Source organism: Rhodococcus sp. 008 (assembly GCF_001682295.1).
Classification (GTDB): Bacteria; Actinomycetota; Actinomycetes; order Mycobacteriales; family Mycobacteriaceae; genus Rhodococcus_F; species Rhodococcus_F qingshengii.
This window is the reverse complement of sequence record NZ_CP012749.1, coordinates 2,651,847-2,675,097: the sequence shown is the minus strand read 5'-3', so window position 1 is coordinate 2,675,097 and position 23,251 is coordinate 2,651,847. Positions and strand designations below refer to the sequence as shown.

Here is a 23,251-nt window from a genome sequence, read left to right as displayed (position 1 = left end):
ACACACAACACAACATTTCGGGACATCGAGTAAAGGGGGACCTATGAAGCCACTCGCCCGCTACGCGTCACTGAACCGATACGTCGACCTGTGCCGAACAGTGGACGTGGACGCTGTGGCCCTCATGAGAAGTGTCGGCCTGAGCCCGGCAAGCCTGGCGAACCCCGACCAATGGGTACCGGCCGCCTCCATCGCATCGCTCCTGGAGCGATCGGCAGCGGAGTCCGGACACGAAGACTTCGGGCTTCTACTCGCCGGCCTGCGTCGACTGTCCAATCTCGGCCCCCTCAGCTTGGTCATCAGGGAAGAGCCAGACGTCAGGAGCGCACTCGACGTATTGATGCGATACGAGCACACGTACAACGAGTCATTACGCATTCGATTGAACGAGGTCAACGGACTCGCCACCCTGCGAATCTCGCTCGAGGTCGGCGAACCGGTCGACACCAGACAGAGCGTCGAACTCGCAGTCGGCGCGACACTGCAGATCCTGCGGAGTTTCCTGGGTTCTCGATGGCAACCGGTCAGCGTGGGATTCACGCACAATGCCCCGAAAGACACGAGCACGCATCGGCGAATCCTCGGCGAGACGGTGGAATTCGATCACGAGTTCACCGGTATCGTTTTCTTCGCCGCCGACCTGGATGCGGCTAACCAACTTTCCGACGAGTTACTCCGGCCGTACGCTCGCCAGTTCCTCGACTCGCTTCCCGCCTCGGAAACCTCCGATACCCTCAGCCGCACCAAGGAATTGATCGAAGTTCTGCTTCCGACCGGCCGCTGCTCTGTCGAGCAGGTGGCACGCAGTCTCGGATTCGACCGGCGGACACTGCACCGTCATCTCGCCGAATCCGGAGATACGTTCACGGCCGTTCTCAATTCGGTTCGAAGCTCCCTCGCGGAACGATTTGTCTCCAACCCTCGCTATTCGTTGACCGAAGTGGCTGTGCACCTCGGGTTTTCGACGCAGGGTAGTTTCTCGCGCTGGTTTCGCACTCAGTTCTCGATGAGCCCGAGCGCGTGGCGGACTCAGCGCTCGATCAGCTGACCAGCACGACTCCGACGTAGGCGATCGTTGCCACCCACACAGTGGAAATCGCGGCCAGCACGAATGGCCGGGCGCCAACTCCACGAATGACGCTCAACCGCACCCCCAGCCCGAGTGCGAACATCGCGGCCGCCAACAGCGCCGTCTGCACCGTCTTCGCCAGCCCCAGAAGCTCATCCGGCAAGATGCCCGTGGAGCGCAAGCCCATGCAGCCGATGAATGCCACGACGAACAACGGAATCAGCGGGGGACGCTTGGCGGCAGTGCTGTCGACCATCCTGCGTTGCCGGATACTCAGAAATGCCATGACCGGCGCCAACATCAACACGCGCGCAAGTTTCACCACGGTCGCGACACCCAACGCGGTGGCGCCGAGAGCGCTGCCGGCAGCCACCACTTGCGCCACTTCGTGGATCGACCCACCGGCCCACATGCCTGCACCGACCTCGTTCATACCGAAAGCGTTGGCCAACAGTGGGATTGTCGGAATCATCAGAGTTCCGAAGATCACCACCAACGCAACAGCGGTGAGCAACTCTTCCTCTCGCGCATTCACCACACCGTCCGCAGCAGCCACGGCGGCAGCGCCACAGATCGAGAAGCCGCAGGCAATCAGAATTCTCTGCGACCAACTCAATCCGAGAAGTTTTCCGGCATACATGGTCCCGGCGATACCGAGGAACACAATCGCCACCACTACGGCGATCACTCCCCAGCCCAAACCGACGATGTCGGAGAATATCAATTGCAGCCCGAGCAGAGCGATACCCACCCGAAGTAGCCGTTTCGCCGAGAATGCCAGGCCAGGTTGGAATTTCGCCGGCAAAGAGACGGTATTCGCCAACACCGCACCCGCCACGATCGCAATCAGCAACGGACTCACGGCGGAGGTGAACTGACCGGCTATCAGCGCGACCGTGGCCCCCAAGGCGCACAACGCAACTCCGGGCACCAATGCAGCCACACTGGACCACCGTCGTACTTCTGACGAAGGTGCGACTGCGGGTTTCTCGGCCACGGACTTCACATCACGGTTCACTCATCCAGCGTCCTTGAGCCACCATCGCTCCGGTAGGGCGATTTCTACCATCACGGCATATCAAATCGATATGAACGTGAAGTTCGGTATAGCCTGTTTGCATGACCAGACGGTGGCCCGACCTCACCACTCTCGAGCTACTCATCGGCATCGATGATCACGGAAGTCTCAGTGCGGCAAGCCGTTCAGCAAACATTGCGCAGCCGAATGCCAGCCGCGCCGTCAAAGCCCTCGAGCGGCAGCTCGGGATGCCACTCATACACCGAAGGTCGACGGGGGCGACTTTGACTCCGCAGGGGACCGTCATCGTCCACTGGGCGCGCCGCGTCCTCGCCAACTCGAGGCAGCTTCTCGACGTCGCCGAAGGGATGCGGACCGAACGATCCGCGGAATTGACCGTGTGTGCCAGCATGACCGTCGCCGAACATCTGATTCCGGCCTGGCTCGGTATCTTTCGGTCACTACATCCTGGTGTCACCGTCCACCTTCAGGTCTACAACTCGACCCGCGTCCTCGAGGCTGTCGAGGTGGGAATGTGCGACCTCGGATTCGTCGAGTCACCGACCGTTCCGAAGAGCCTGTCCAGCGTCACCGTCGCGCGTGACTCGCTGGTCGTGGTCGTTCATCCGGATCATCCATGGGCGCGTCGACGAAAGCCGCTGACCGTCGCCGAACTGGCAGCGACGCCGCTGCTGGTGCGCGAGCCCGGATCGGGAACCAGAACGACTCTCGACCTGGCGTTACACGAATACGAGCGCGGTGCACCGTTGTTGGAACTGGGTAGTTCGGCCGCGATTCGAACCAGCGTGCTCGGTGGCGTCGGCCCGGCGGTACTGAGCACGCTGGCCGTCGAGGACCAGGTGAAGCAGGGAGAACTTCGGGTGGTAGCCGTCGAAGGCTTGGAACTCGACCGATCCCTGCGCGCAGTGTGGCGTCCCCCGCGTCAGCTCGAGGGTCCCGCAGGAGACCTGATGAAAGTAGTGCGTGCGAGCGGGTCCCGGAAATCCTGAAAGCGGCTTACTTCTTGTCGGCCTTCGCTGCTGCCTTTGCGGCCTTCTTGAACTCGCGGACCTCGAGCAAAGACTGTTCGTCGACCACGTCTGCAATCGAGCGCCTCGAACCTTCGAGCCCGTAGTCGCCGGCCGCTTGGCGCCAACCTTTCGGCTCGACGCCGATCTGTTTTCCGAGCAACGCCAGGAAGATCCGGGCTTTCTGATCCCCGTAACCGGGTAGGGCTTTGAGCCGCTTCAGCACTTCCTTGCCGTCGGGATTTCCCGAAGTCCAGATCGCCGCGGTGTCGCCGTCGTAGTTCTCGACGATGAACTGGCACATGAGCTGGATACGCTCGCCCATCGACTTGGGGAATCGGTGCACAGCCGGAGGCTCGGCACAGACGGCGATGAACTCGTCGGTGTCCATGTCGGCGATACGCCTGACGTCGATACCGCTGAGCCGATCCGCCAGCTTCTTCGGACCGAGGAAGGCCGTTTCCATCGGAACCTGTTGATCGAGAAGCATTCCGATCAACAACGCCAACGGGTCCTCGGCGAGGAGAGCATCAGCTTCGGGGTCACCGACAAGGTTCAGTTGAAGTGCCATGAGTCCGATACTGCCACGTCAGGCGGCAGTTGTGACCGGCGCCGACGCATCCGGGGCCGGAATCTTCCACTTCTTCCAGCCGAACAGAACCACCGTCGAGACCGCGGCAAGCGTGAAGACCCAGAGGTAGACGCCGACGGTCGGAATCCGCAGATACTCGGGCGGCACGAACATGAACAGGCCCATTCCGATGAAGCGATCCGTACCCGGAATGACCGACGGGTCCCACCAGGTGTGAGACCAGTTCAAGACCGGGAGCAGGAAAACGAACGGCGCCACCCACGCCCAGCGCTTCTTCGACACCATCGCGTAGTGCGCGGCGAGGACGACCAGCGGGACGAACCACACCCAGTGATGGCCCCACGAGAACGGCGAGACAGTGGTCGCAGTCAACCCCGTCATGGTGAGGCCGAGCAATTTCTGGCCGTGCCGGTGAGCAATCCACGCGGCACCGAGTCCGAGGCATACCGCCAGCGCACTGAAGACTAGGACCAGGACCCGCGACGGCGTCGGAGTGTGAGTGAGCTGAGCGATCAGACCGGACACGGACTGGTTGCTCGGAGCATCCGTCGGTCCGACGCGTTCGCTGTCGACAAGAGTGCCGGTCCAGTACTTGTACGCATCGTTGTAGATCACGACGAAGCCGATCGCAACGGTCGCAGCGAACGTCACGACGGCCGTCACCAACGCACGCCATTGACGAGTGATGAAGAGGTACGCCCAGAAGAAGGCCGGAGTGAGCTTCACGCCGGCGGCGATGCCTGCCCCGATTCCTCGGAGCCGACTCTTCTCGTCCCGACCGAGGTCCCACACGATCAAGAGCAGCAGGAAGATGTTGATCTGCCCGAGCCAGAGCGTCGTACGTATCGGTTCCATGAACAGAAAGATCGTCGTCGCCAACGCACTCACGGCGTACGCCTTCACGTCGAGCCGATAACCGAGGTACTTCCAGCACAACAAGATCACTGCGAACAACGCAGCGATGTTCAAACCCGTCCACACAACAATCGCCTGTTTGAACGAGAGCACCGCCCACACCGTGAACAGCAAAGCCGCAAACGGGGTGTACGTGAACATCATTCCGTCCAGGACTGGCCCGTCGTACAACGGAAGGCCCTGAACCACAACGCTGCCGCCGTGGCGGTAGACGTCGAGATCGAGGAAATTTTCGAAGATCCCCCAGTACCGCGTATTCATCGGCACGGCGAAAAGAACCATCAGCACGGACGCGACTGCCAGAACACCGAGTACAGAGAATCCGAGAACACCGACACGGAGGGTGCGTCGCGGTATGTCAGCTTCGATGACCGACTCTGATTTCGCGGTGTGCGCCTCGAAAGAAGGCCCATCCGAAGCGTTGATCGCGCCCGTCACTACAACCTCCGGGATTTACACCCTATGTCGGGAATTGATGCTCCGAACGGTACAAGACAAGACCGAAAAGTACCGACCGGGCACGCCGCTTCGAGAACTCAGATCTCGGAGAGACGCGATTCGGTAGCTGCGAGCAGAACACACGTAGCCACGCCGTCCATGGCAACTTCGAGTTCAGCCTTGGACGGGAAGCTCGGGGCCAACCGGATGTTCCGGTCATCCGGATCCGTGCTGTACGGGAAAGCCGACCCGGCAGCGGTGAGCGCGATACCCGCGTTCTTCGCCAGTTCGATGACCCGCTTGGCCGTGCCGTCGACCACGTCGAGGCTGATGAAGTATCCGCCCTTCGGCTCGGTCCAAGACGCGACCTTCGATGCACCGAGACGATCCTCGAGGATCCGCAGTACGAGCTCGAACTTGGGCGCGAGGAACGCGCGATGCTTCTCCATGTGCGCACGAACGCCGTCGGCATTGCCGAAGAAACGCAGGTGGCGAAGCTGATTGACCTTGTCCGGTCCGATGCTCTTCTTGCCCAGGAACTTCTGGTACCAGGCAAGGTTTTCCGCCGAGCTACCGAAGAAGCTCACACCAGCGCCGGCGAAAGTGATCTTGGACGTCGACGCGAACACGAGCGGACGGTTGGGGTGTCCGGCCTCGGCTGCCATCGAGAGAATGTCGTAGGAAGGCGCAGTCTCGCCGACAAGCGGATGTACGGCGTACGCGTTGTCCCAGTACAGGCGGAAGTCGGGCGCGGCCGTCGGCATCGACGCGAGCGTACGGACAATTTCTTCGGAGTACACGGCACCGGTGGGGTTCGCGTAAACCGGAACCGCCCACATGCCCTTGATCTGCGGATCTGACGCAACAAGTTCGGCGATCTTGACGACATCCGGGCCGTCGTGGTTCATCGGCACCGCGATCATCTCGATGCCGAGGGACTCGGTGATCGCGAAGTGGCGGTCGTAGCCCGGTGCCGGGCAGAGAAACTTGATCTTCTCTTCCTGTGCCCACGGCCGGGCCGAATCCGGTGTGCCATGAAGCAGTGAGAACACGACGTTGTCGTGCATGATCTCGAGGCTCGCGTTGTTTCCGGCGAGAAGGTTCGCAACGGGGATACCCAGCAGCTCGCCGAAGATGGCGCGCAGTTCCGGCAGACCGGTGAGTCCGCCGTAGTTACGGCAGTCGGTGCCGCTTCCGTCACGGAAATCACCGTCGCCGGGCAGCGTCAGCAGCTCTGCGGAAAGGTCGAGTTGTTCCGGGGAAGGCTTACCGCGGGTCAGATCGAGTGCGAGCTTCTGCGCCTGGAGCTGCGTGTACTTCGCGCTCTGGCTCTCATGCTCGGAGGTGAGTTCTTCATGGCTCATCAACCCGATCTGGGTTTGGATAGGCATCCGGAGCGGCCTTTCACCGACGAGGCGGGGTCGGGTATGTGAAAAAATAGAGGACCCCGCGCACCCGGCAGAGCCCGTTGACCCTTGCTGCCTTCCGGCCCTGGGGGAGTTCACAGGATGCGCGCCGCGCGGGATCCAATGAACAGTGTAGACGGCTTTCTCCGGCCGCTGCACACCACCTACCGGGGCCGAGATGCAAACCTCGAGTTCCACCGGTTCTTCGCAGGTCAGGTACCCGTTTAACGCTTCGCGCCCGCAATTGGGTATGCTGCTCCACGGAGGATTCGCCTAGTGGCCTATGGCGCTCGCCTGGAACGCGGGTTGGGTTAACGCCCTCAGGGGTTCAAATCCCCTATCCTCCGCCAAAGGAACCCCTGTGAACTGCCGAGAAGCGGTTCACAGGGGTTCTTTTCTGTCCTCATGCAACGAGTAATGCAACAGGGCCTCGGTTCAGCTCGATGTTCTGCGAGCTCAGACGGTCTGCCGACTCGTGGTGGTTTCGATCCCGCAGCGCGCCGAATCGGAATGCTGCTGCGTGATTTCGAGTGGCCCGCCGATGGCCCGAACCCGATTCGGGAAGCTATGGCCACATCTGCTCCTGCAGCCCGCGTTGGTCATGAAATGACACCCGCGCCGCAAGTCTTATTTATCCAGATCCCATTCTGGATAAGATAGGCATGGAAAGCAAGGCGGCAATATAGCGTGGATACAGGGAGAGACCAGATGGCGTACAGGACGTTGAAATCGATCTTTCACCAACGAGATCGTGCTGGTGCCGATGCTGAGGAGCGAGCGCGACGCGATTCTCCCGCCGCCGTCCACTGGGACCTACTGATCGGCGAACACTCGACGTTCGCACTGATGACACCCGAAGTCGCAGCGCTGATCGAACGGATCATGAGCTTCGAGCCGAAGATCCGGGCTGAGTGGAACGGGCTGCCGGCCCTCGCGCGCACCCACTACCTGCATCGCATGGTGATCGACGAGATCCAGGCAACGAACGAGATCGAACAGGTCCGCTCAACCCGGAAGGAGATCAGCGAGGCAATCGAGATGGTGTGGGCGGAGCAACCCCTCGCGAACAAGCGGTTCGCCGAGATGGCGCGGCTCTATCTCAATATCGGCAACGACCAGGCCGAGAGTCCGCAGACGCTCGACGACATCCGAGACGTCTACGACGCGGTAACTCGGGGCGAGATTCGCGACGAGGACGCCCCCGATGGGAAGCGGTTCCGGCAAGGGCCAGTATCGATCACGTCAGGAATCAAGGTCGTGCACACCGGTGTGGTACCCGAGTCAGCGATCGACGACGCGCTGACCCTCATGCTGAGCCAGGGGGGCGACGACTCGATTCCACGACTGATCAGGGCAGTGGTCGCGCACTTCATCTTCGAGTACACGCACCCGTTCTACGACGGCAACGGCCGAACCGGACGCTACCTTCTCGCGCTGGACCTTCGACAGGTGTTGGCTCCGTATGCGAGCCTGGCATTGTCGGCGACCGTCGCCGACAACAAGGATCGTTACTACAAAGCATTCTCTGACGCGGAGAATCCATTGAACCGCGGAGATCTGACGCCCTACCTGATCGATATGCTGGAGATCATCGCCGAGGCGCAACATCGACTGCTGCTCGACCTCTCCGAGAGGCGGCATAAGATCGACACACTCGAGGCGCGTATCCGCGTTCTGGTGGAGGATGAGGAATTTCCGCTGAACTTGGGACTCGATCGCGAGTCGACGCCGCCGGTTGATAGCAACCACATCGGCGCAGTCCTGTTCACCCTGGGTCAGACCCACTGCTTCGAGGCGAACCGCGCCATCAAGTTGAACACCCTGGTCGAGGTGGTGGGTCGATCCAGCCAGTTCGCCCGCCCGCGACTTCAGCGCCTGGACGATGCCGGGATCATTGAGACGGTTACGAAGAGACCGCTGCGCTTCCGGCTCACGGCACGGGGGGTATCGCTCCTCGATCTGGATGGGGAGTGATTTTCGCCAGGTCGCAGATGGGCTAGGTGGCGATTGGGCGCACGATCGACGTTTCCATTCCCACTCGCGAATGGAGTGCAGAGGCCGCAACATTTGTGGTCTTCGTCGGCGCACTGGTTCTGCCGCCGGGTACCGCACGGCGATTGGTTGCAGCGAGCTGGGCCGTCCACCCGATTTTCGACCTACTTCACGAGCGTGGTCCAGAATCACGTCTGCCGGATTGGTACCCCGCAATTTGCGCGGGATACGACCTCGGAACCGCTGGACTTCTTGCTGCCGAACCACGCAATTTCGTTTGACAGACTCACAAACCCGAGGACAGACTTTCCGTCCAACCCAACCATCGGGAGTACGCGTGATTGCCGGCCAGACCAATCTGCTCGCAGATTGCAGCAGTTGCTTCGGTCTGTGCTGCGTCGCACTCCCCTTTTCCAAGTCCTCCGACTTCGCGACCAACAAGAATGCCGGCGACCCCTGCAAGAACCTGCAGCAGGATTTCCGTTGCGGCATTCACACCGGATTGCGAAAGAAGGGCTTCACCGGTTGCACCGTCTACGACTGTTTCGGTGCGGGACAGAAGGTTTCACAGCAGACCTACGACGGCGTCAGCTGGCGTGATGCCCCGGAGACCGCGTCGGACATGTTCGAAACCTTCCCTGTCATACGCCAGTTGCACGAACTGCTCTGGTATCTCGCCGAAGCCCGCTCGCTGAAGCAAACCCACTCGATACGAAAGGAACTCGACGCTGCACTCGCGGAGACGGAAAGCCTGACCAACGGCACACCTTCGCAGATTCGAGCCGTCGACGTCTCAGCACACCGAGCGGCAGTCAACACACTGCTCTTGCAGACGAGTAACCTTGTGCGCTCACCGATCTCAACCAAGAAGGGCCGAAAACTCGACCACCGCGGCGCAGACCTCATCGGCGCCAAATTTCGTGGTTCCGATCTACGTGGGGCCAACTTTCGCGGGAGTTACCTGATCGGTGCAGACCTCCGCGACTGCGAACTCGATCGAGCCGATCTGATCGGTGCAGACTTACGCGGCACCGACATTCGCGGCACAAAACTCCGCGGCAGTATCTTTCTCACTCAGTTCCAGATCAACGCGGCGATCGGCGATTCGGCTACCACGCTGCCCGATTCACTGACCCGCCCCGGCCACTGGGCCTGAACCCGACTGTCAACTCCGTCGACTGTCGGCGACTGTCAACTCCGTCGACTGTTGACGACTGTCAACTCCGTCGACGGAGAACGACCTTGTTAGCTTCCGGATCGACAGACACCCACGGCGGGTCACCGTCCGTTCCGTCCTCACGATGCATCAATGCGCTCTGACGCTGTTCGAATTCATGATGCTTGGACCCCTGAAACAGGGCAGCAACCTCTTCGAAGCCCGCGGCCGAGACCGGACGAGTCGTACGTCCCCGAGTCCACGGCAGTGCCCGGCCGCCGGTGAGCCGGTTCCAGAGAGTCTCGGCGAAAGCGAACAGGACCAGCAGCACGAGCAAGCCTGGCAGCGTCAACGCGAACAGAGTGCCCATGAAAGAAGTCTAGCGACGAACGCCCCCGGTCCCCTCGACTTCCGATCGGCCGCCCTATGTCTGGTCCCGCGGTCGATGATCTGCCAGAATGCAAGCTGTTACGACTAGTAACACCTTCGGGGGGAGGATTTCACATGAGCTTGATACTTGCAGCTACCGACCGTTCGGAGCTTGCCCAGACACTCGGTACCGAATTAATACATTTCGGGCACCAGATACAGCTCGTCCGCACCGGGCGCCGCCTACTCGATGACCTGGACACCGACAGTTTCGATATCGCCGTGATCGATCTCCTGTTGCCGGACATCGACGGCTACGAGATCGCACGGCAGATCCGCTTGCGCAGTTCGATGCCGATCATGATGCTGGTGGATACCTACGAGGACATCGACGAAGCACCACATCGCGCTGTCTCGGACTTTGTGCTGAACCCGATCGATTCTCACGCGCTCGATCTTCGGGTCACCGCAATCCTTCGTGAAACCGCACATCCCGCCCCCGGCAAACACCAACGTCACGGTGACCTGCTCCTCGATCGACGTGCGATGACGGCGACGATGGGCGGAAAGCTGCTGGTCCTCAGCCGAACAGAATGGCGGGTGCTCCTGGAGCTGTCGACCGAGCCTGGGCGCGTGTACTCACGTGATCACCTGATCCGAAACGTGTGGGGTTCCGACCACGAAAGGACGCGTGTAGTCGATGCAACCATTCTCAGCCTGCGGTCCAAACTCGAATCCGATCCCGCGAAACCGAAGTACATCAAAACCATCAGGGGATTCGGATACCGCTTCGGCCCGGTCGACTGAAGTCGCCTTCGTGTCGGTGCCGCTCGATAAGCTCTTGTCATGGGTTGGTACACACCACAATCGGTCGCCCCGGATCTCTCCGACATCCTGGTGTGTGGCTGGACGGCGTGCGCAGAAGGAGAACACCTCCTCGTGCCCGATGCTTGCATGGACGTGCTGTGGATACGCGGCGTCGGCATACGCGTCTGTGGCCCCGAAACCGCTGCATGGTCATTCACTCTTCCGCCCGGAACACGCTCCGTGGGTGTTCGATTCCGCCCTGGATCGGCATCGCCGATGTTGCGAACCTCGGCGTCCGAGCTTCGGGATTCTCGCGCCGATCTCAGCGATGTAACCGACGCACGCACGGAACGAATACTGTTGAACCGCTTGGAAAATTCCGAAGACCACGAACAGGTCTCCATCCTCGAAAGCGCTGTTCGGAGTTGGGTAAGTTCGAGTTTCCGTCACGATCCGGTGATCAACCACGTTCGCACCGCACTGTCCGAACATTCGTGGAATGTCAGCTCTCTCGCCGACGCGGCGGCACTGACTTCGCGCCAACTCCAACGTCGATGCAACGACGCCTTCGGATACGGCCCGGCAACGCTGCGCTCGATCCTGCGCCTCCAGCGCTTCATGGCGCTCGCTCGCAGTCGACCCGCGCTGGGACTCGCTGAATCCGCAGCGCACTGCGGATTCAGCGATCAGGCCCACTTGACCCGTGAATGCCGCCGGATCTCGTCGCTGACCCCGGCGGCTCTACTCCGCACCCAAGCCCCCGACTGGCACGGGTCGGATACCGTTGTCGCGCTGGCGGAGGGAGACGCGGTCGCGTAATCCCGACCGCGCTCCCCCGCCGTCACTTCTGGCTGAAAAGCGTCCTTGCCGACCACAGCCCACCGAGGGAAAGAACTGCGACGGTCATGTAGTAGTAACTCGGGGCGTCGAGCGAGCCTGTTGTACTGATCAACCAGGTCAAGACCAACGGCGCGATTCCGCCGAGCAAAGTCACTCCGAGGTTGTACGACAATGACATTCCGGTAGCCCGGATCTCTGCCGGGAACAGCGAACTCATCAGGGCGGGCAAGGGACCGAAGGCAAACGCCATGATGACACCCAGGACCGAAACAACCAGGACGAGGGTCAGAGTCGACGGGTGATCGACCATCAATTTGAAAAGCGGCCAGGCCAAGACGATTGCCGCAACGGCGGCCCAGGTCATAACTCTCGCCGGTCCGACCCGGTCTGCTAGATGACCGATCAACGGCACGGTGAACAAGGTGACCAGTCCGGCGACGATGCCGCCGAGATAGCCGGCCGAGGCGGATACTCCGAGGTTCTTCACGGCAAACGTCGGCATGTACAAGATGAGATAGATCGAGATCGTCGCGACGCCCACTACGGCGGCCCCGGTCAGCACCCGGCCGAGATGCCTGGTCAGCGTCGTCTTCAGCGGAGCCTTTTCCGGGACGCTCGTCTTGAAATCGTCCGTTTCGTCAAGCTTGGCACGGATGTAGAGTCCGACCGGCCCGACGATGATGCCGAAGAAGAACGGAACGCGCCAGCCCCACGAGTAGAGCGCTTCATGCGAAAGGTGGGTGTTGAGCACGTATCCGAACAGCGATGCCAGGAAAACCGAGGCACCCTGGCTGGCAACTTGCCAGGAAGAGTAGAACGCCTTCTTGTGTGGCGCAGTCTCCACGAGGAAGGTTGTAGCAGTACCGAATTCACCGCCGGCGGAGAATCCTTGAATGAGACGCGAAACAAGGATGACGACGCCGGCCCACGGTCCGATCATCGAGGTCGTCGGCGCCACGGCCATGATGAGCGTGCCGATCATCATCAGCATCATCGTCAACGTCAAGGCGTTCTTGCGCCCGCGACGATCGGCGTAGCTACCGAGAACCATCCCGCCAAGCGGCCGGATGACGTACGAGATCGCAAACGTCGCGAACGTCAGTATCAAACCGAGCGTGTTGTCGCCGCCGGGAAAGAAATTATGGGCGATCACCACTGCGAATGATGCGTAGACGATGACGTCGAACCATTCGAGCGCAGCGCCGAGCGAACTGCTGATCACCGCCTTGCGAGCAGCGGCCAGGCGTTCCGGGGTGACTGTTCCGGAGGTTGGCGTAGTTGCCGTGGACATGGTTTTCCTTAGGGGGTCAGGGTGGGTCAGGCGCGGGCGTGAGCGATGACGTTCCGAACGAACTGCTCGCACTGTGCCAATTGGTCAAGTGTCACGTACTCGTCAGGTGCATGCGCCTGAGTGATGCTTCCCGGCCCACACACGACAGTGGGGATACCGATAGTCGCGAACATCCCGGCCTCGGTGGCGTACGCGACCTTTTCGTCCGAGGCCCGACCACCCCATTGTTCGACCAGTGCGGCCGCCGAAGCATTCGCATCCGTCTCCAGGGGAGGAACCGAGGCCGACACGTGCATCGTCACGGAGGCTGACGGGTTTTCTTCCTGCATCAGGTTTTCGATCCGATTCGCCTCGGCGGCAAAGCGTTCGAGCAAATCTGCGGCGCCAGCTGAGCTGATGCTCCTGAATTCGAAAGTGATGGAGCAATCCTCGGGGACAGTGTTCACTGCGATCCCGCCGGATACGAGATTGACCGAACACGTCGTCCAGGCCACGTCGAATGCGTCGTCGTACGGGCCGGACGCACGGAGCTCGTCGGCCGCGCTTCTGACGAATCGAATCAACTCCGCGCCGTATTCGATCGCGTTGACTCCTTGCGGAGTAAGCGACGAGTGCGCCGAAACACCATGCAGATCAACACGTATGACGTTCATCGACTTGTGTGCGCGAATGACCCGCATCTCCGACGGCTCTCCGACGACGCACACATCAGGGCACAGGTTCCGGGAAACAACCTCCTCGACCAACCCGGCCGCACCGATGCAGCCGACTTCCTCGTCGTAGGAGAATGCAAAGTGAATAGGCTTCGCCAGCGGCCGCGCGACGATGTCGGGGATCGCAGCGACGACGATCCCGATGAACGACTTCATGTCGCACGTGCCACGTCCGTACAGGCTTCCGTCGCGAACGTCGGGCGTGAAAGGGTCGCTACTCCAGTCTTGATCGTCGACCGGCACCACGTCTGTATGGCCGGAGAACATCACACCGCCGGCAGTACTTCCGTCAGGAGGAGTGAACGTTGCCAACAAGTTGAGCTTCGTTCCCTCGTCATCGGCAACAAGTACCGGCTCGACCCCATGGCGACGTAGTTCCGCCGCAATGAGATCGATCAACGGTCGATTGCTCACGGCACTCGTCGTATCGATTCCGATGAGGCGTTGCACCCACTCGAGGCTTCTCTCGGTCGGAACAGCGGGCAACGTGGTCGATGACATCTGGTTTCTCCTTTCACAGCATGAACGCGGTGGGCACTCGCCACCGCGTTCTGCCCTTCGAGCATGAATGAAGTGATCCCAGACACAATGAAGATGCACGATACTTGCACCATGATCGAAGAAACGCAGGATTCCGCCGTACTGGACGACGTCGACCTCGCCCTGATCAATTGCCTGCAACTCGACCCGCGAGCGTCGTGGCGCACGGTTGGCGACGCGCTCAAAGTAGATCCGGTTACCGCGGCTCGCCGCTGGCAGCGGTTACAGGATTCCGGCACCGCTTGGGTCTCTGCCAGGGCAACCGGCCATGGCCGTCCGGAATCGTGTCTGGCTTTTGTCGAAGTCGACTGCACGACTTCGAACGCGTTGACGATTGCAGAACGACTTGCCCGCTGGCCGCACGTGCTGAGCGTCGAACACACAAGCGGCCCAGGCGACTTGACACTTCTCGTCGAGGTCAGAGACATGGCTTTCCTGTCGCGCTTCCTGCTTCGGTCGCTCGCGTCGGTACCCGGGATCGTCAGTTCGCGTGCACACCTCGTCACCGAGGTCTTCGCGATCGGAGACGATTGGAAATTGCAGGTACTCGATGCCGCGCAGCGGGCGACGATGACAGACCGGCCTGTGCGATACAAATACGCGCCGACGGATCAGCGCCATCACGGGAAGACGTTCGACGCTGTCGACCGACAATTGATATTGAAGCTGGGCGAGGACGGTCGATCCTCGATTGCCGAGCTCACGGTCGGTACCGGCCTCAGCGAAAGTACGGTCAGGCGGCGACTTGCCGAATTGACGTCGCGCAACCAGATCGTGTTCCGCTGCGACGTGTCTCTGCCACTGTCCGGCTGGCCCCTCGTGACCTGGGTGTGGGGATATGTCGATCCCACGGACCGGTCGACGATTCGTGCCCTGGTGGAGCGAGTGCCGGGAACGCGGGTGTGCATGCGGATATCCGGTGGACGCGCCAACACACTGCTCGCGATCGCCGCACACTCCCTTCGCGAAACTCCCATTACCGAAGTACAACTCGCACAAGAGGCACCGGGCCTGGTGGTGCTGAACAGGTCAGTGGTGCTGCGATCGATGAAGAGGGTGGGCCGACTTCTCGACGACGAGGGCAAGAGTGCCGGGGTCGTACCGATGGACATCTGGGCGGAGGCCCCGGAGATCGAGTGAATGTCCGAAATAATCAATCATGACGCGCCGCGGTGGAGAAGGATTGCTGTCATGACTTCAACAGAGATCTCCCCCGCCCAGCGTTATCGGGATCTGGCCGCCGGATTCACGGCGCGGATCGATGCCGTACCCGCCGACCGCTGGGACGACGATTCCCCCTGCGAGGGCTGGACCGCCCGCGACGTGGTGAGACACGTACTCGACAGCGAACGAGACATGGTCAAGGTAGTCGGCCTGGAATTGGCACCCGGTCCGTCGGTCGACGACGACCCGTCGGCAGCCTGGGCGACCGTCCGCAATTCGATGCAGGAAATTCTGGACGATCCGGCAAAGTCCACCCTGGAATACGACGGACACTTCGGCAGGACCAACCTCGGGGCCACGGTCGAGGGGTTCTTGTGTTTCGATCTGGTCATCCACGGTTGGGACCTCGCGGCCGCAACCGGCACCGATACGACGATGCGAGACGCGGACGTGGAGTGGGTGTCGGAGATCGCCGCGGGCCTGGGCGAGTCGATCCGCATGAGCGGTGTGTGCGGCCCGGAAATACAGGTTCCGGACAACGCTGACAAAGCGACGAAACTCCTTGCCTTCCTCGGCCGGAAGGCGTGAAAAAGCACCCCTGACGTGGGCATTACTTCCATACGCATGTAATGTCGCGGTATGCCGGAACGCCGAAAATCCTCCACGAGTCCAGACCTGCTTGCGGCGGCATTGTTCGATGTCGCCGCGGAATCCGGACTGGAAAATGCCAGCGTTCGCGAGGTCGCAAAACGGGCGGGTGTCTCGATCGGCGCAGTGCAACATCATTTCTCGACCAAGGACGAGATGTTCGCATTCGCACTGCGAACACTCGTCGATCGATTGTTGACGCGACTGGCCGAATCGTCCGCCGACGCAGACCCGCATACCGCCCTGTTCCAGGCGCTCTCGCAACTCCTGCCCCTCGACGAGCAACGCACGCGTGAGGCGCATGTGCTCGCCGCGTTTGCCGTGCGCGCCGCAACCAGTGAGTCACTCTCCGAAATTCGCCGGACAACCCTGTTCACAATCCGCACCGGCATCTCGACAGTTCTGATCGGCATCGGAACTCCGGAAGCGGAAACCAGAGCGGCACTTCTGCTTTCAACCGTCAATGGATTGGCACTCGACGCACTCGGAAGCCCCGCCATGTATCCGCCGCAGTACCTCGATCACGCTTTGGAAACCCAGATCCGCCTCACCCTGCACGACGCCGAGAACCCGCTCGCCTCCGTCGGGCTCGCCAGCTGACGTGGAAGGAGCAGGACGCTTCGCGCCGAGTCCGTCCGGCGATCTCCATCTGGGAAACCTCCGGACTGCCCTCCTGGCCTGGCTGTTCGCCCGCACCAGCGGGCGCGACTTCCTCATTCGGGTAGAGGATCTCGACCGTGTCCGCCCCGGCGCGATGGAACGACAACTCGACGATCTGCGCAGGCTCGGCCTCACGTGGGACGGCCCAGTCGTATTGCAGTCACGCCGTCTTCCCTTGTACCACAAGGCTATCGACCAATTGCGCGAGCGTGACCTGACCTATCCCTGCTTCTGCACACGCAAGGAGATCCTGCAGGCACCGTCAGCGCCCCATGCTCCAGACGGCGCCTACCCCGGCACGTGTCGGAACCTTTCGGAGGCCGAACGCGCCGAGAAATCGGCAAGTGGCCGATCTCCCGCGCTGAGGCTACGGGCCGGCATCGACTCGTTCACCGTCCATGACGAACTGTTCGGCGAGGTGACGGGACCAGTCGACGACGTCGTCCTGCTCCGCGGAGACGGGGTGCCCGCTTACAACCTTGCCGTTGTCGTCGACGACGGTGCACAGAACATCGACCAGGTGGTTCGCGGCGACGACCTCCTGACCTCGGCTCCGCGTCAGGCATACCTTGCCCAGCTGCTCGACATCGAACCACCGTCGTACGCCCACGTTCCTCTTGCCTTGAACAGTGAAGGCAAGCGACTCGCGAAGCGCGACGGCGCAGTGACTCTGGCAGATCAACTCGAGGCCGGACGCAGTACCGAGCAGGTTCTGACGATGATCGCGTCGAGCATCGGTCTCGCCGAACCCGGCGAGGTTGTCACACCACCCCAATTGGCGGATCGATTCGACTCTCGCAAGATCCCCCGGACCCCGTGGATTTTCCCGGCGAAGTAAGTGACGTATCAATCGGTGCCTCGTCGGAACAAAACTACGATTGTCCGATATGACAAAGCCGTCCGCAATAGCTATTCGTTGGCAATTCTCGAATAGTGAAGTACGGTCGAGACTGGCGAAGGAAATTCAGGGCGAGTTGTTCCTGCAAAACCACGCCCGGGATCTGAACCTGGAATCCGACCACAGTACCCACTTGCAGCATCCACGCTGACACGCACGTGCGGCACGGGCGACTCAGGACGAAAAGGAATACGCATGGTCCGCGAGCTTCGCGAGGCACTCGACGACCATCAATTCGAGGTGTTGTATCAACCCCAGGTCAATCTGAACTCGTCAGCAATTATCAGCTATGAAGCTCTTTTGCGTTGGCGCCATCCGCTGCGAGGGTTGATCGAACCTCAAGATTTCATGCGCTCCGCCGAATCCTCTGGGCTCATCATTCCCATCGGGCTACAAGCTCTGGAAATGATTTGTGCCCAAACAGCGTCGTGGCCTGAGCACATGATGGTCGCGGTCAACTTTTCGCCTCGCCAACTCGCTACCCCGCACGCCGCTCACGAGATCCTCGGAGCGCTCGACAGTTCACAAACGCCACTGAGCAGAATAATCGTGGAAGTCACCGAACTCGGCGTCGTAGGCCGGCATGCCGCCGAGACTCTTCACGTCTTGCACAACGAGGGAATTCGAATCGCGCTGGATGATTTCGGGGCGGGCTTCGCGTCCTTCTCCGCATTGTCGGAATTGCCGCTCGACATTCTCAAGATCGACCAATCCTTGACCTGGGCTGTCAGCGCAGCGGGTCGTGCTGGAGACCGCGCCTTCATGGTCATGGAGTCCATCGCCGACATCGCTCGGAAGCTAGGGCTTGATTCGATCGCAGAGGGCGTCGAAACCGCGGAACACGCAGCCAACGTCTTGCGGGCCGGCTGCGACATGGGCCAGGGCTATTACTTCGGCAAGCCACTTCCTGCGTCGTCCGTCGTCACTCCCGTGTGAGCGCTCGCCACTTCAGCACGACGGCACTTCAGTACGACGACGATGCACTCGCTATGAGTGCGACCACGAGAATCACGGCAAAAATTGCCAAGAAGGCCGCGCCGACCGCAATTCCGGCTATCGCAAGCCCGCGCCCCTGTTGACCTGTCTGCTTGATCTGATTGAGCGCGACAATTCCCAGAATGATTCCGACGATTCCGCCGAGACTGTAGAAGCAACCACCCGCAAGCGATACAACCAGCGATGCAATTGCGAGACCATTGGTGCCGACCGGCTGCATCGGCGGTGCGTACCCACCCGCGAATTGATTCGGTTGACCGTACGGGTTCGGAGGTTGGCCGTACTGAGGCTGTCCGTATTGAGCCTGTCCGTATTGAGCCTGTCCGTATTGTCCGGGTTGCTGATATTGATTCTGCTGATATTGATTCTGCGGTCCGAAATTCTGCGGCGGCAGGTACGGGTTCGGTTCACCGATTCCGCCCGGCTGGGGGTTATTACCGGGCGGGTTGTACGACGGCGGTGGATAACCCGGGTACTGCTCGTTGGGAGTGGTATATCCGGGAACTTCAGGTGAAGACTGCGTTTCGGACGGGGACACGCCGTACCCCTCAGGAGGCAGGCTCGGAAATTCTCCGTACCCAGGTTTTGCCTGGTAATCGCTCGAAGAATCGTCGTTGTTGCCCCCGGAACTCGTCATACAACGCAGCCTAAACCACAGGTGACCTCCGAATCCAAGTGAGCAGATGTCATCCACATCGCTCTTTGATCCCAGTAGGGTCATATCCACTGTCACACTCGAGCGCGATATTTACGACTGAGGGGAACACATGACAACCGGTGGGTACGACCCCAACCAGAATCCAGAAGGCGGGAAGCAATTCCCACCCCAGGATCCATATGGCCAGCAGGGAACACCTCCTCCCGGAAGTTACCCACCACCCGCAGGCCCCCCGCAGGGCGGTAGCTACCCGCCGCCGCCCCAGGGCGGAAACTTCCCGCCGCCTCCGCAGTTCAACGACCAAGGTGCGTACGGCGGAGGAAACCGGCTGCCTTCGGGTGCTCAGCCGGGCGATCTGTGGATTCGACTCGGTGCCCGCATCATCGACGGCATCATCGTCGGCGTCATCGCCGCGATTCTGGCTCTATTGGTCAGTGACTCCGACAGCTTGATTCTGGTCTCGGGACTGTTCTCGGGAATTCTGACCTTCGCTTACTTCATCGCAATGGAAGTAACGCAGGGTCGGACTTTGGGAAAGATGATTCTGGGCCTTTCAGTACACGGTCCGGGTGGCGCACCTCGCCCCTCCGTCCAGCAGTCTGCGATTCGCAACGCCTTCACGTTGCTCTCGATCATTCCGATCATCGGCGGAATCCTCGCGTTGGTCGCCTACATCGTCATCGCGGTCACGATCAACAACAGCCCCACCAAGCAGGGCAAGCATGACGAGCTCGCTGGTGGAACTCAGGTAGTCAAGGGTTAGGTGCGCATATGACAACCGGTGGGCACGACCCCAACCAGAATCCCGAGGACGGAAAGCAATTCCCGCCCCAGGATCCCTACGGCCAGCAGGGAACGCCTCCTCCTGGGAGCTATCCCCCGCCGGCGGGGCCTCCGCAGGGCGGAAGCTACCCGCCGCCTGGTGGATACCCCCCACCTCCTCAAGGTGGCAATTACCCGCCGCCAGGTGGATATCCGCCGCCTCCGCAGGGTGGAAGCTATCCCCCTCCCGGAGGCAACTACCCACCGCCCGGTGGATACCCGCCACCTCCCGGAGGCGGTAACTTCCCACCGCCGCCCGCCAACGACTACGGCGCAGGATTCGGTGGACCGCAGCTTTCTGTGGGTGCGGCAATTACCTACGGCTGGAACAAGTTCAAAGACAACGCATTGGTTTGGATCGGAATCTCGATCATCGCGTTCTTGATCGCCGGACTGATCCAGGGCGCTTTCAACGGTTTCGACTACACCAATACCGAATTCAGCGCGCTGTCGATCGTGGGTGGATTGGTCACCGCTATCGTCGGCTACATCATCCAAGCCGCATTCCTTCGTGGAGCGTTGAGCGAATTGGATGGAATCAAGCCGGCTTTCGGCACCTTCTTCCAATTCACCAACATCGGCGCAGTTGTTCTCGGCGGTTTCCTGGTAGCAGTGGCAACTTACGTCGGTTTGGCTCTCTGCATCATTCCCGGCATCATCGCGGCGTTCCTGCTCTACTACACGCTGACCTTCATCGTGGACAAGAATCAGGATGCGATTTCGGGCATCAAATCGAGTTACGCGTTGACCTCGTCGAACGTCGGAACGTTGGTCCTGCTGGCGCTCGCTCTGATCGGTATCAACATCGTCGGTGCGCTGCTGTGTGGAATCGGTCTTCTGGTGACGGCGCCCGTCGCACTGATCGCCAGCACCTACGCATACCGCGTGCTGACCGGCGGTCATGTAGCTGCCTGATCAGTTCGTTTGCATCACCGAAGGCCCTGCGGTTCCACGTGAAACCGCAGGGCCTTCGGTGTGTTCTGCGCAACTGGACGGTCGCCAACTCGCATCCGAGCGCCTTGTGGTGCTTGGATGACGGACGTGACAGCTCAGGATCAGCAAGACGAATCGACCCACGAAACCAAATTTGCGCACGTCAGCCGGGGTTATTACCCGACGATCGTCGCGCTCTTCACCGCAACGCTGCTGATCTCGAACGTGGCGGCGACCAAGGGGGTCGCCTTCTTTGCGGATTCCGACTTCTCGCTCGGTCCCTTGCAGATTCTGCCCATCATCACCGATGGTGGATTCTTCTTGTTCCCGCTCGCCTACGTCCTCGGTGACGTGCTCAGCGAGGTCTACGGCTTCAAAGCGACCCGACGCGCGATCTACCTGGGCTTCGGCGCACTGATTCTTGCCGCTGCGTGCTTCTGGATTGCAGTGCAACTCCCGTCGGCAGAGTTCTACGAGAACCAGGCCGCCCTCGAAACCGTGGTCGGTGTCATTCCCCGGCTACTGGTCGCGGGCTTGGCCGCCTACCTCGTCGGACAGCTACTGAACTCACTGGTTCTGGTCATGATGAAAAAGCGCATGCAGGAGAAGCATCTGTGGGCGCGACTGATCGGCTCGACCGTCGTCGGCGAATTCGCCGATACCCTCATCTTCTGTTCCATCGCGGCCGGTGTCATCGGCATCAGCACATGGGAAGACTTCATCAACTACGTGCTGGTCGGCTTCCTGTGGAAGACGCTTGTCGAGGTTCTGGTCATGCCGATCACCTACCGCGTCATCGCATACGTGAAGAAGCGCGAACCGACCTACGCCTGAGGTGCAGGCGTCTTCGCCGCGTAGAACTTTCCGAGCATGTCTGCCTTGAAGTCGTGGAAATACCCACCTTCGATGCTGGCTCGGATGTCGTCGACCAACTTCACGGTGAATCGCTCGTTGTGGATGGTGCAAAGCGTCGACGCGAGCATTTCCTTCGCCTTGAAGAGGTGATGGATGTACGCGCGGGTGTAATTGGCGCACGTGTAGCAGTCGCACTCGTCGTCGATAGGCGTGAAGTCACGACGGAATCGGCTGGTGTTGATGTTGAACCTGCCGGAGCGGACGTAAATCGCAGCATTGCGAGCAACACGCGACGGGTTGACGCAGTCGAAAGTGTCCGCGCCGTTCTCGATTGCGACGAAGAAGTCGTCCGGTTCACTGATGCCGAGCATATGACGCGGCTTGTTCTCGGGTAGTTCCTCGTTACACCAACGCACGATCGTTCCGAGGTTCTGCTTCTCGAGGGCGCCGCCGATGCCGTAGCCGTCGAAGCCGTATCCGTTCTCGCCTTCGATCGACTCGAGTCCGCGGCAGGCTTGACGTCGCAGATCTTCGTACTGCGCGCCTTGGATCACGCCGAAGAGAGCCTGATAGGGCTTGTCAGCGCGTTCGGCGGTGAGCTTCTCGTGTTCATTGATACAGCGGATCGCCCACGCCTGCGTGCGCTCGACCGATCGCTCCTGGTAGCCGCGGGTGTTGAGCAGCGTTGTGAGCTCGTCGAACGCGAACATGATGTCGGCGCCGAGCTGATGCTGGATCTGCATCGACACCTCGGGGGTGAAGCGATGCTTACTGCCGTCGAGGTGCGATTTGAACGTCACGCCCTCGTCGTCGACTGTCGCGAGACGCTCCTTGCCCTTCGCGATGACGTCGTCGGACTGCACACCGACGGCCTCCATCGCGAGCACCTTCTTGAACCCGACGCCAAGAGACATCACCTGGAAGCCACCGCTGTCGGTGAAGGTGGGCCCGTCCCAGTTCATGAACTTGCCCAGCCCGCCGGCCTCGTCGACGATGTCGGGGCCCGGCTGCAGGTACAGGTGGTACGCATTGGCGAGCAACGACTGCGCACCGAGTTCCTTCATGGACTCGGGCAGCACGGCCTTGACCGTGGCCTTGGTTCCGACAGCCACGAACGACGGCGTCGCGATATCGCCGTGCGGTGTGTGGATGGTTCCGGTTCGTCCGAGCCGGTCCTCGAGCCTGGTCCCTATCGTGAAAATCGACTCGGGACGCTTGTCGACGGAGGGCGCGGGCGGTGTCGGTACTGCAGAAGTCACGGGCTCAATCCTGTCACAGGAGCAAATATCGCCGTGATCACAGCGAAGAAAGTTCCTACGCGATCAGCATCCGCATTGGTCTACTGACCGAACCCGAGCGGTACCGCCGCGTGAGGGTCCCCACCATACTTCCCACTACACATCCCCCGGCTCGACCGGTTTACCCCGCCAACCCGCTGACAGG

Annotated in this window: 24 protein-coding genes, 1 tRNA gene and 1 other RNA gene; 16 read left to right on the top strand and 10 right to left on the bottom strand. The window is 60.9% G+C overall.

Translation table 11 applies throughout. The features are described from left to right. Positions 1–43: 43 nt before the first annotated feature. A complete protein-coding gene (locus AOT96_RS12555) occupies positions 44–1,048 on the top strand; it encodes an AraC family transcriptional regulator (protein WP_007731570.1) in 1,005 nt (334 codons plus the stop codon). Here AOT96_RS12555 and AOT96_RS12550 read toward each other — a convergent pair. Then, entirely contained in the window at positions 1,041–2,087 is a 1,047-nt protein-coding gene (locus tag AOT96_RS12550; RefSeq protein WP_081305321.1) for a YeiH family protein, read from the bottom strand. The two genes, AOT96_RS12555 and AOT96_RS12550, sit on opposite strands and share 8 nt — an antisense overlap. A gap of 101 nt (positions 2,088–2,188) precedes the next feature. On the opposite strand from AOT96_RS12550, the gene AOT96_RS12545 reads away from it, so the two are divergent. Further along, positions 2,189–3,097: a LysR family transcriptional regulator gene (locus AOT96_RS12545; RefSeq protein ID WP_003943906.1), complete on the top strand. Its 909-nt coding sequence runs from the start codon at positions 2,189–2,191 to the stop codon at positions 3,095–3,097. A 7-nt stretch (positions 3,098–3,104) separates the two neighbouring features. Here AOT96_RS12545 and AOT96_RS12540 read toward each other — a convergent pair whose 3' ends face one another. From AOT96_RS12540 to ffs, 4 genes are all read right to left on the bottom strand, one after another. Next, positions 3,105–3,686, bottom strand: a complete 582-nt coding sequence (locus tag AOT96_RS12540) for an HhH-GPD-type base excision DNA repair protein (protein ID WP_003943868.1) — start codon at positions 3,684–3,686, stop codon at positions 3,105–3,107. Positions 3,687–3,704: 18 nt separating this feature from the next. Beyond that, positions 3,705–5,060, bottom strand: a complete 1,356-nt coding sequence (locus AOT96_RS12535) for a glycosyltransferase 87 family protein (protein ID WP_064073546.1) — start codon at positions 5,058–5,060, stop codon at positions 3,705–3,707. 98 nt (positions 5,061–5,158) lie between these two features. Further along, positions 5,159–6,451 carry an aminotransferase class I/II-fold pyridoxal phosphate-dependent enzyme gene (locus tag AOT96_RS12530; RefSeq protein WP_003943985.1) on the bottom strand — a complete coding sequence of 431 codons (1,293 nt, stop codon included), beginning with the start codon at positions 6,449–6,451 and terminating at the stop codon, positions 5,159–5,161. 41 nt (positions 6,452–6,492) lie between these two features. Next, positions 6,493–6,592: signal recognition particle sRNA small type (ffs, locus tag AOT96_RS12525), an RNA gene on the bottom strand. A gap of 136 nt (positions 6,593–6,728) precedes the next feature. Here ffs and AOT96_RS12520 point away from each other — a divergent pair. From AOT96_RS12520 to AOT96_RS12505, 4 genes are all read left to right on the top strand, one after another. Continuing rightward, a tRNA-Ser gene (locus AOT96_RS12520) sits at positions 6,729–6,816 on the top strand. A 358-nt stretch (positions 6,817–7,174) separates the two neighbouring features. Next, entirely contained in the window at positions 7,175–8,440 is a 1,266-nt protein-coding gene (locus tag AOT96_RS12515; RefSeq protein ID WP_064073547.1) for a Fic family protein, read from the top strand. A 26-nt stretch (positions 8,441–8,466) separates the two neighbouring features. Then, the gene (locus AOT96_RS12510; RefSeq protein WP_054800548.1) at positions 8,467–8,739 is read left to right on the top strand and encodes a hypothetical protein; all 273 of its coding nucleotides are present in this window, start codon (positions 8,467–8,469) and stop codon (positions 8,737–8,739) included. Positions 8,740–8,795: 56 nt separating this feature from the next. Next, positions 8,796–9,614, top strand: a complete 819-nt coding sequence (locus AOT96_RS12505; RefSeq protein ID WP_065351811.1) for a pentapeptide repeat-containing protein — start codon at positions 8,796–8,798, stop codon at positions 9,612–9,614. A gap of 61 nt (positions 9,615–9,675) precedes the next feature. Here AOT96_RS12505 and AOT96_RS12500 read toward each other — a convergent pair whose 3' ends face one another. Then, positions 9,676–9,984 carry a DUF6191 domain-containing protein gene (locus tag AOT96_RS12500; RefSeq protein ID WP_007731580.1) on the bottom strand — a complete coding sequence of 103 codons (309 nt, stop codon included), beginning with the start codon at positions 9,982–9,984 and terminating at the stop codon, positions 9,676–9,678. A 134-nt stretch (positions 9,985–10,118) separates the two neighbouring features. Between AOT96_RS12500 and AOT96_RS12495 the strand changes: the two genes are divergently transcribed. Beyond that, positions 10,119–10,790: a response regulator transcription factor gene (locus AOT96_RS12495; protein ID WP_007731581.1), complete on the top strand. Its 672-nt coding sequence runs from the start codon at positions 10,119–10,121 to the stop codon at positions 10,788–10,790. Positions 10,791–10,829: 39 nt separating this feature from the next. Continuing rightward, positions 10,830–11,609 (top strand): helix-turn-helix domain-containing protein, encoded by a 780-nt coding sequence (locus tag AOT96_RS12490; protein ID WP_003943809.1) that lies wholly within the window; start codon positions 10,830–10,832, stop codon positions 11,607–11,609. Between the two features lie 22 nt (positions 11,610–11,631). Here the strand turns inward: AOT96_RS12490 and AOT96_RS12485 are convergent, their stop codons facing one another. Both AOT96_RS12485 and argE read right to left on the bottom strand, forming a co-directional pair. After that, positions 11,632–12,921, bottom strand: a complete 1,290-nt coding sequence (locus AOT96_RS12485) for an MFS transporter (RefSeq protein WP_054188622.1) — start codon at positions 12,919–12,921, stop codon at positions 11,632–11,634. A gap of 26 nt (positions 12,922–12,947) precedes the next feature. Then, a complete protein-coding gene (gene argE / locus AOT96_RS12480; protein ID WP_065351810.1) occupies positions 12,948–14,135 on the bottom strand; it encodes an acetylornithine deacetylase in 1,188 nt (395 codons plus the stop codon). A 111-nt stretch (positions 14,136–14,246) separates the two neighbouring features. On the opposite strand from argE, the gene AOT96_RS12475 reads away from it, so the two are divergent. From AOT96_RS12475 to AOT96_RS12455, 5 genes are all read left to right on the top strand, one after another. Then, a complete protein-coding gene (locus AOT96_RS12475; RefSeq protein ID WP_231917436.1) occupies positions 14,247–15,314 on the top strand; it encodes an Lrp/AsnC family transcriptional regulator in 1,068 nt (355 codons plus the stop codon). Between the two features lie 51 nt (positions 15,315–15,365). After that, complete coding sequence (locus AOT96_RS12470) at positions 15,366–15,926, top strand: TIGR03086 family metal-binding protein (protein ID WP_065352834.1); 561 nt, start codon at positions 15,366–15,368, stop codon at positions 15,924–15,926. Positions 15,927–15,977: 51 nt separating this feature from the next. After that, a complete protein-coding gene (locus AOT96_RS12465) occupies positions 15,978–16,586 on the top strand; it encodes a TetR/AcrR family transcriptional regulator (RefSeq protein WP_019746515.1) in 609 nt (202 codons plus the stop codon). A gap of 1 nt (position 16,587) precedes the next feature. Further along, positions 16,588–17,484 (top strand): tRNA glutamyl-Q(34) synthetase GluQRS, encoded by an 897-nt coding sequence (gene gluQRS / locus AOT96_RS12460; protein ID WP_065351808.1) that lies wholly within the window; start codon positions 16,588–16,590, stop codon positions 17,482–17,484. Positions 17,485–17,739: 255 nt separating this feature from the next. Beyond that, the gene (locus tag AOT96_RS12455) at positions 17,740–18,480 is read left to right on the top strand and encodes an EAL domain-containing protein (protein WP_003943863.1); all 741 of its coding nucleotides are present in this window, start codon (positions 17,740–17,742) and stop codon (positions 18,478–18,480) included. Positions 18,481–18,508: 28 nt separating this feature from the next. Here the strand turns inward: AOT96_RS12455 and AOT96_RS12450 are convergent, their stop codons facing one another. Further along, positions 18,509–19,177 carry a DUF4190 domain-containing protein gene (locus tag AOT96_RS12450; protein ID WP_065351807.1) on the bottom strand — a complete coding sequence of 223 codons (669 nt, stop codon included), beginning with the start codon at positions 19,175–19,177 and terminating at the stop codon, positions 18,509–18,511. A 130-nt stretch (positions 19,178–19,307) separates the two neighbouring features. Between AOT96_RS12450 and AOT96_RS12445 the strand changes: the two genes are divergently transcribed. From AOT96_RS12445 to AOT96_RS12435, 3 genes are all read left to right on the top strand, one after another. Beyond that, positions 19,308–19,961 (top strand): RDD family protein, encoded by a 654-nt coding sequence (locus AOT96_RS12445; RefSeq protein WP_065351806.1) that lies wholly within the window; start codon positions 19,308–19,310, stop codon positions 19,959–19,961. 8 nt (positions 19,962–19,969) lie between these two features. Continuing rightward, positions 19,970–20,935, top strand: coding sequence for a hypothetical protein (locus AOT96_RS36015; RefSeq protein WP_223304518.1), 966 nt, complete (start codon positions 19,970–19,972; stop codon positions 20,933–20,935). Positions 20,936–21,052: 117 nt separating this feature from the next. After that, on the top strand, positions 21,053–21,787 hold the full coding sequence (locus tag AOT96_RS12435; protein WP_030535741.1) for a queuosine precursor transporter: 735 nt from the start codon (positions 21,053–21,055) through the stop codon (positions 21,785–21,787). On the opposite strand, the gene tgt is transcribed toward AOT96_RS12435, so the two are convergent. Next, on the bottom strand, positions 21,778–23,067 hold the full coding sequence (gene tgt / locus AOT96_RS12430; RefSeq protein WP_007731594.1) for a tRNA guanosine(34) transglycosylase Tgt: 1,290 nt from the start codon (positions 23,065–23,067) through the stop codon (positions 21,778–21,780). The two genes, AOT96_RS12435 and tgt, sit on opposite strands and share 10 nt — an antisense overlap. Between the last annotated feature and the right edge of the window lie 184 nt (positions 23,068–23,251).

Excerpts from the sequence above, each read along its gene's own strand:
- AOT96_RS12495 (WP_007731581.1), top strand. The coding sequence starts at position 10,119 with ATGAGCTTGATACTTGCAGCTACCGACCGTTCGGAGCTTGCCCAGACA.
- AOT96_RS12530 (WP_003943985.1), bottom strand. The coding sequence starts at position 6,451 with ATGCCTATCCAAACCCAGATCGGGTTGATGAGCCATGAAGAACTCACC.
- argE (WP_065351810.1), bottom strand. The coding sequence starts at position 14,135 with ATGTCATCGACCACGTTGCCCGCTGTTCCGACCGAGAGAAGCCTCGAG.
- AOT96_RS12445 (WP_065351806.1), top strand. The coding sequence starts at position 19,308 with ATGACAACCGGTGGGTACGACCCCAACCAGAATCCAGAAGGCGGGAAG.
- AOT96_RS12545 (WP_003943906.1), top strand. The coding sequence starts at position 2,189 with ATGACCAGACGGTGGCCCGACCTCACCACTCTCGAGCTACTCATCGGC.
- AOT96_RS12465 (WP_019746515.1), top strand. The coding sequence starts at position 15,978 with ATGCCGGAACGCCGAAAATCCTCCACGAGTCCAGACCTGCTTGCGGCG.
- AOT96_RS12555 (WP_007731570.1), top strand. The coding sequence starts at position 44 with ATGAAGCCACTCGCCCGCTACGCGTCACTGAACCGATACGTCGACCTG.
- AOT96_RS12490 (WP_003943809.1), top strand. The coding sequence starts at position 10,830 with ATGGGTTGGTACACACCACAATCGGTCGCCCCGGATCTCTCCGACATC.
- AOT96_RS12485 (WP_054188622.1), bottom strand. The coding sequence starts at position 12,921 with ATGTCCACGGCAACTACGCCAACCTCCGGAACAGTCACCCCGGAACGC.
- AOT96_RS12515 (WP_064073547.1), top strand. The coding sequence starts at position 7,175 with ATGGCGTACAGGACGTTGAAATCGATCTTTCACCAACGAGATCGTGCT.
- AOT96_RS36015 (WP_223304518.1), top strand. The coding sequence starts at position 19,970 with ATGACAACCGGTGGGCACGACCCCAACCAGAATCCCGAGGACGGAAAG.
- AOT96_RS12450 (WP_065351807.1), bottom strand. The coding sequence starts at position 19,177 with ATGACGAGTTCCGGGGGCAACAACGACGATTCTTCGAGCGATTACCAG.
- AOT96_RS12500 (WP_007731580.1), bottom strand. The coding sequence starts at position 9,984 with ATGGGCACTCTGTTCGCGTTGACGCTGCCAGGCTTGCTCGTGCTGCTG.
- AOT96_RS12540 (WP_003943868.1), bottom strand. The coding sequence starts at position 3,686 with ATGGCACTTCAACTGAACCTTGTCGGTGACCCCGAAGCTGATGCTCTC.
- AOT96_RS12435 (WP_030535741.1), top strand. The coding sequence starts at position 21,053 with ATGACGGACGTGACAGCTCAGGATCAGCAAGACGAATCGACCCACGAA.
- AOT96_RS12475 (WP_231917436.1), top strand. The coding sequence starts at position 14,247 with ATGATCGAAGAAACGCAGGATTCCGCCGTACTGGACGACGTCGACCTC.
- AOT96_RS12455 (WP_003943863.1), top strand. The coding sequence starts at position 17,740 with ATGGTCCGCGAGCTTCGCGAGGCACTCGACGACCATCAATTCGAGGTG.
- AOT96_RS12470 (WP_065352834.1), top strand. The coding sequence starts at position 15,366 with ATGACTTCAACAGAGATCTCCCCCGCCCAGCGTTATCGGGATCTGGCC.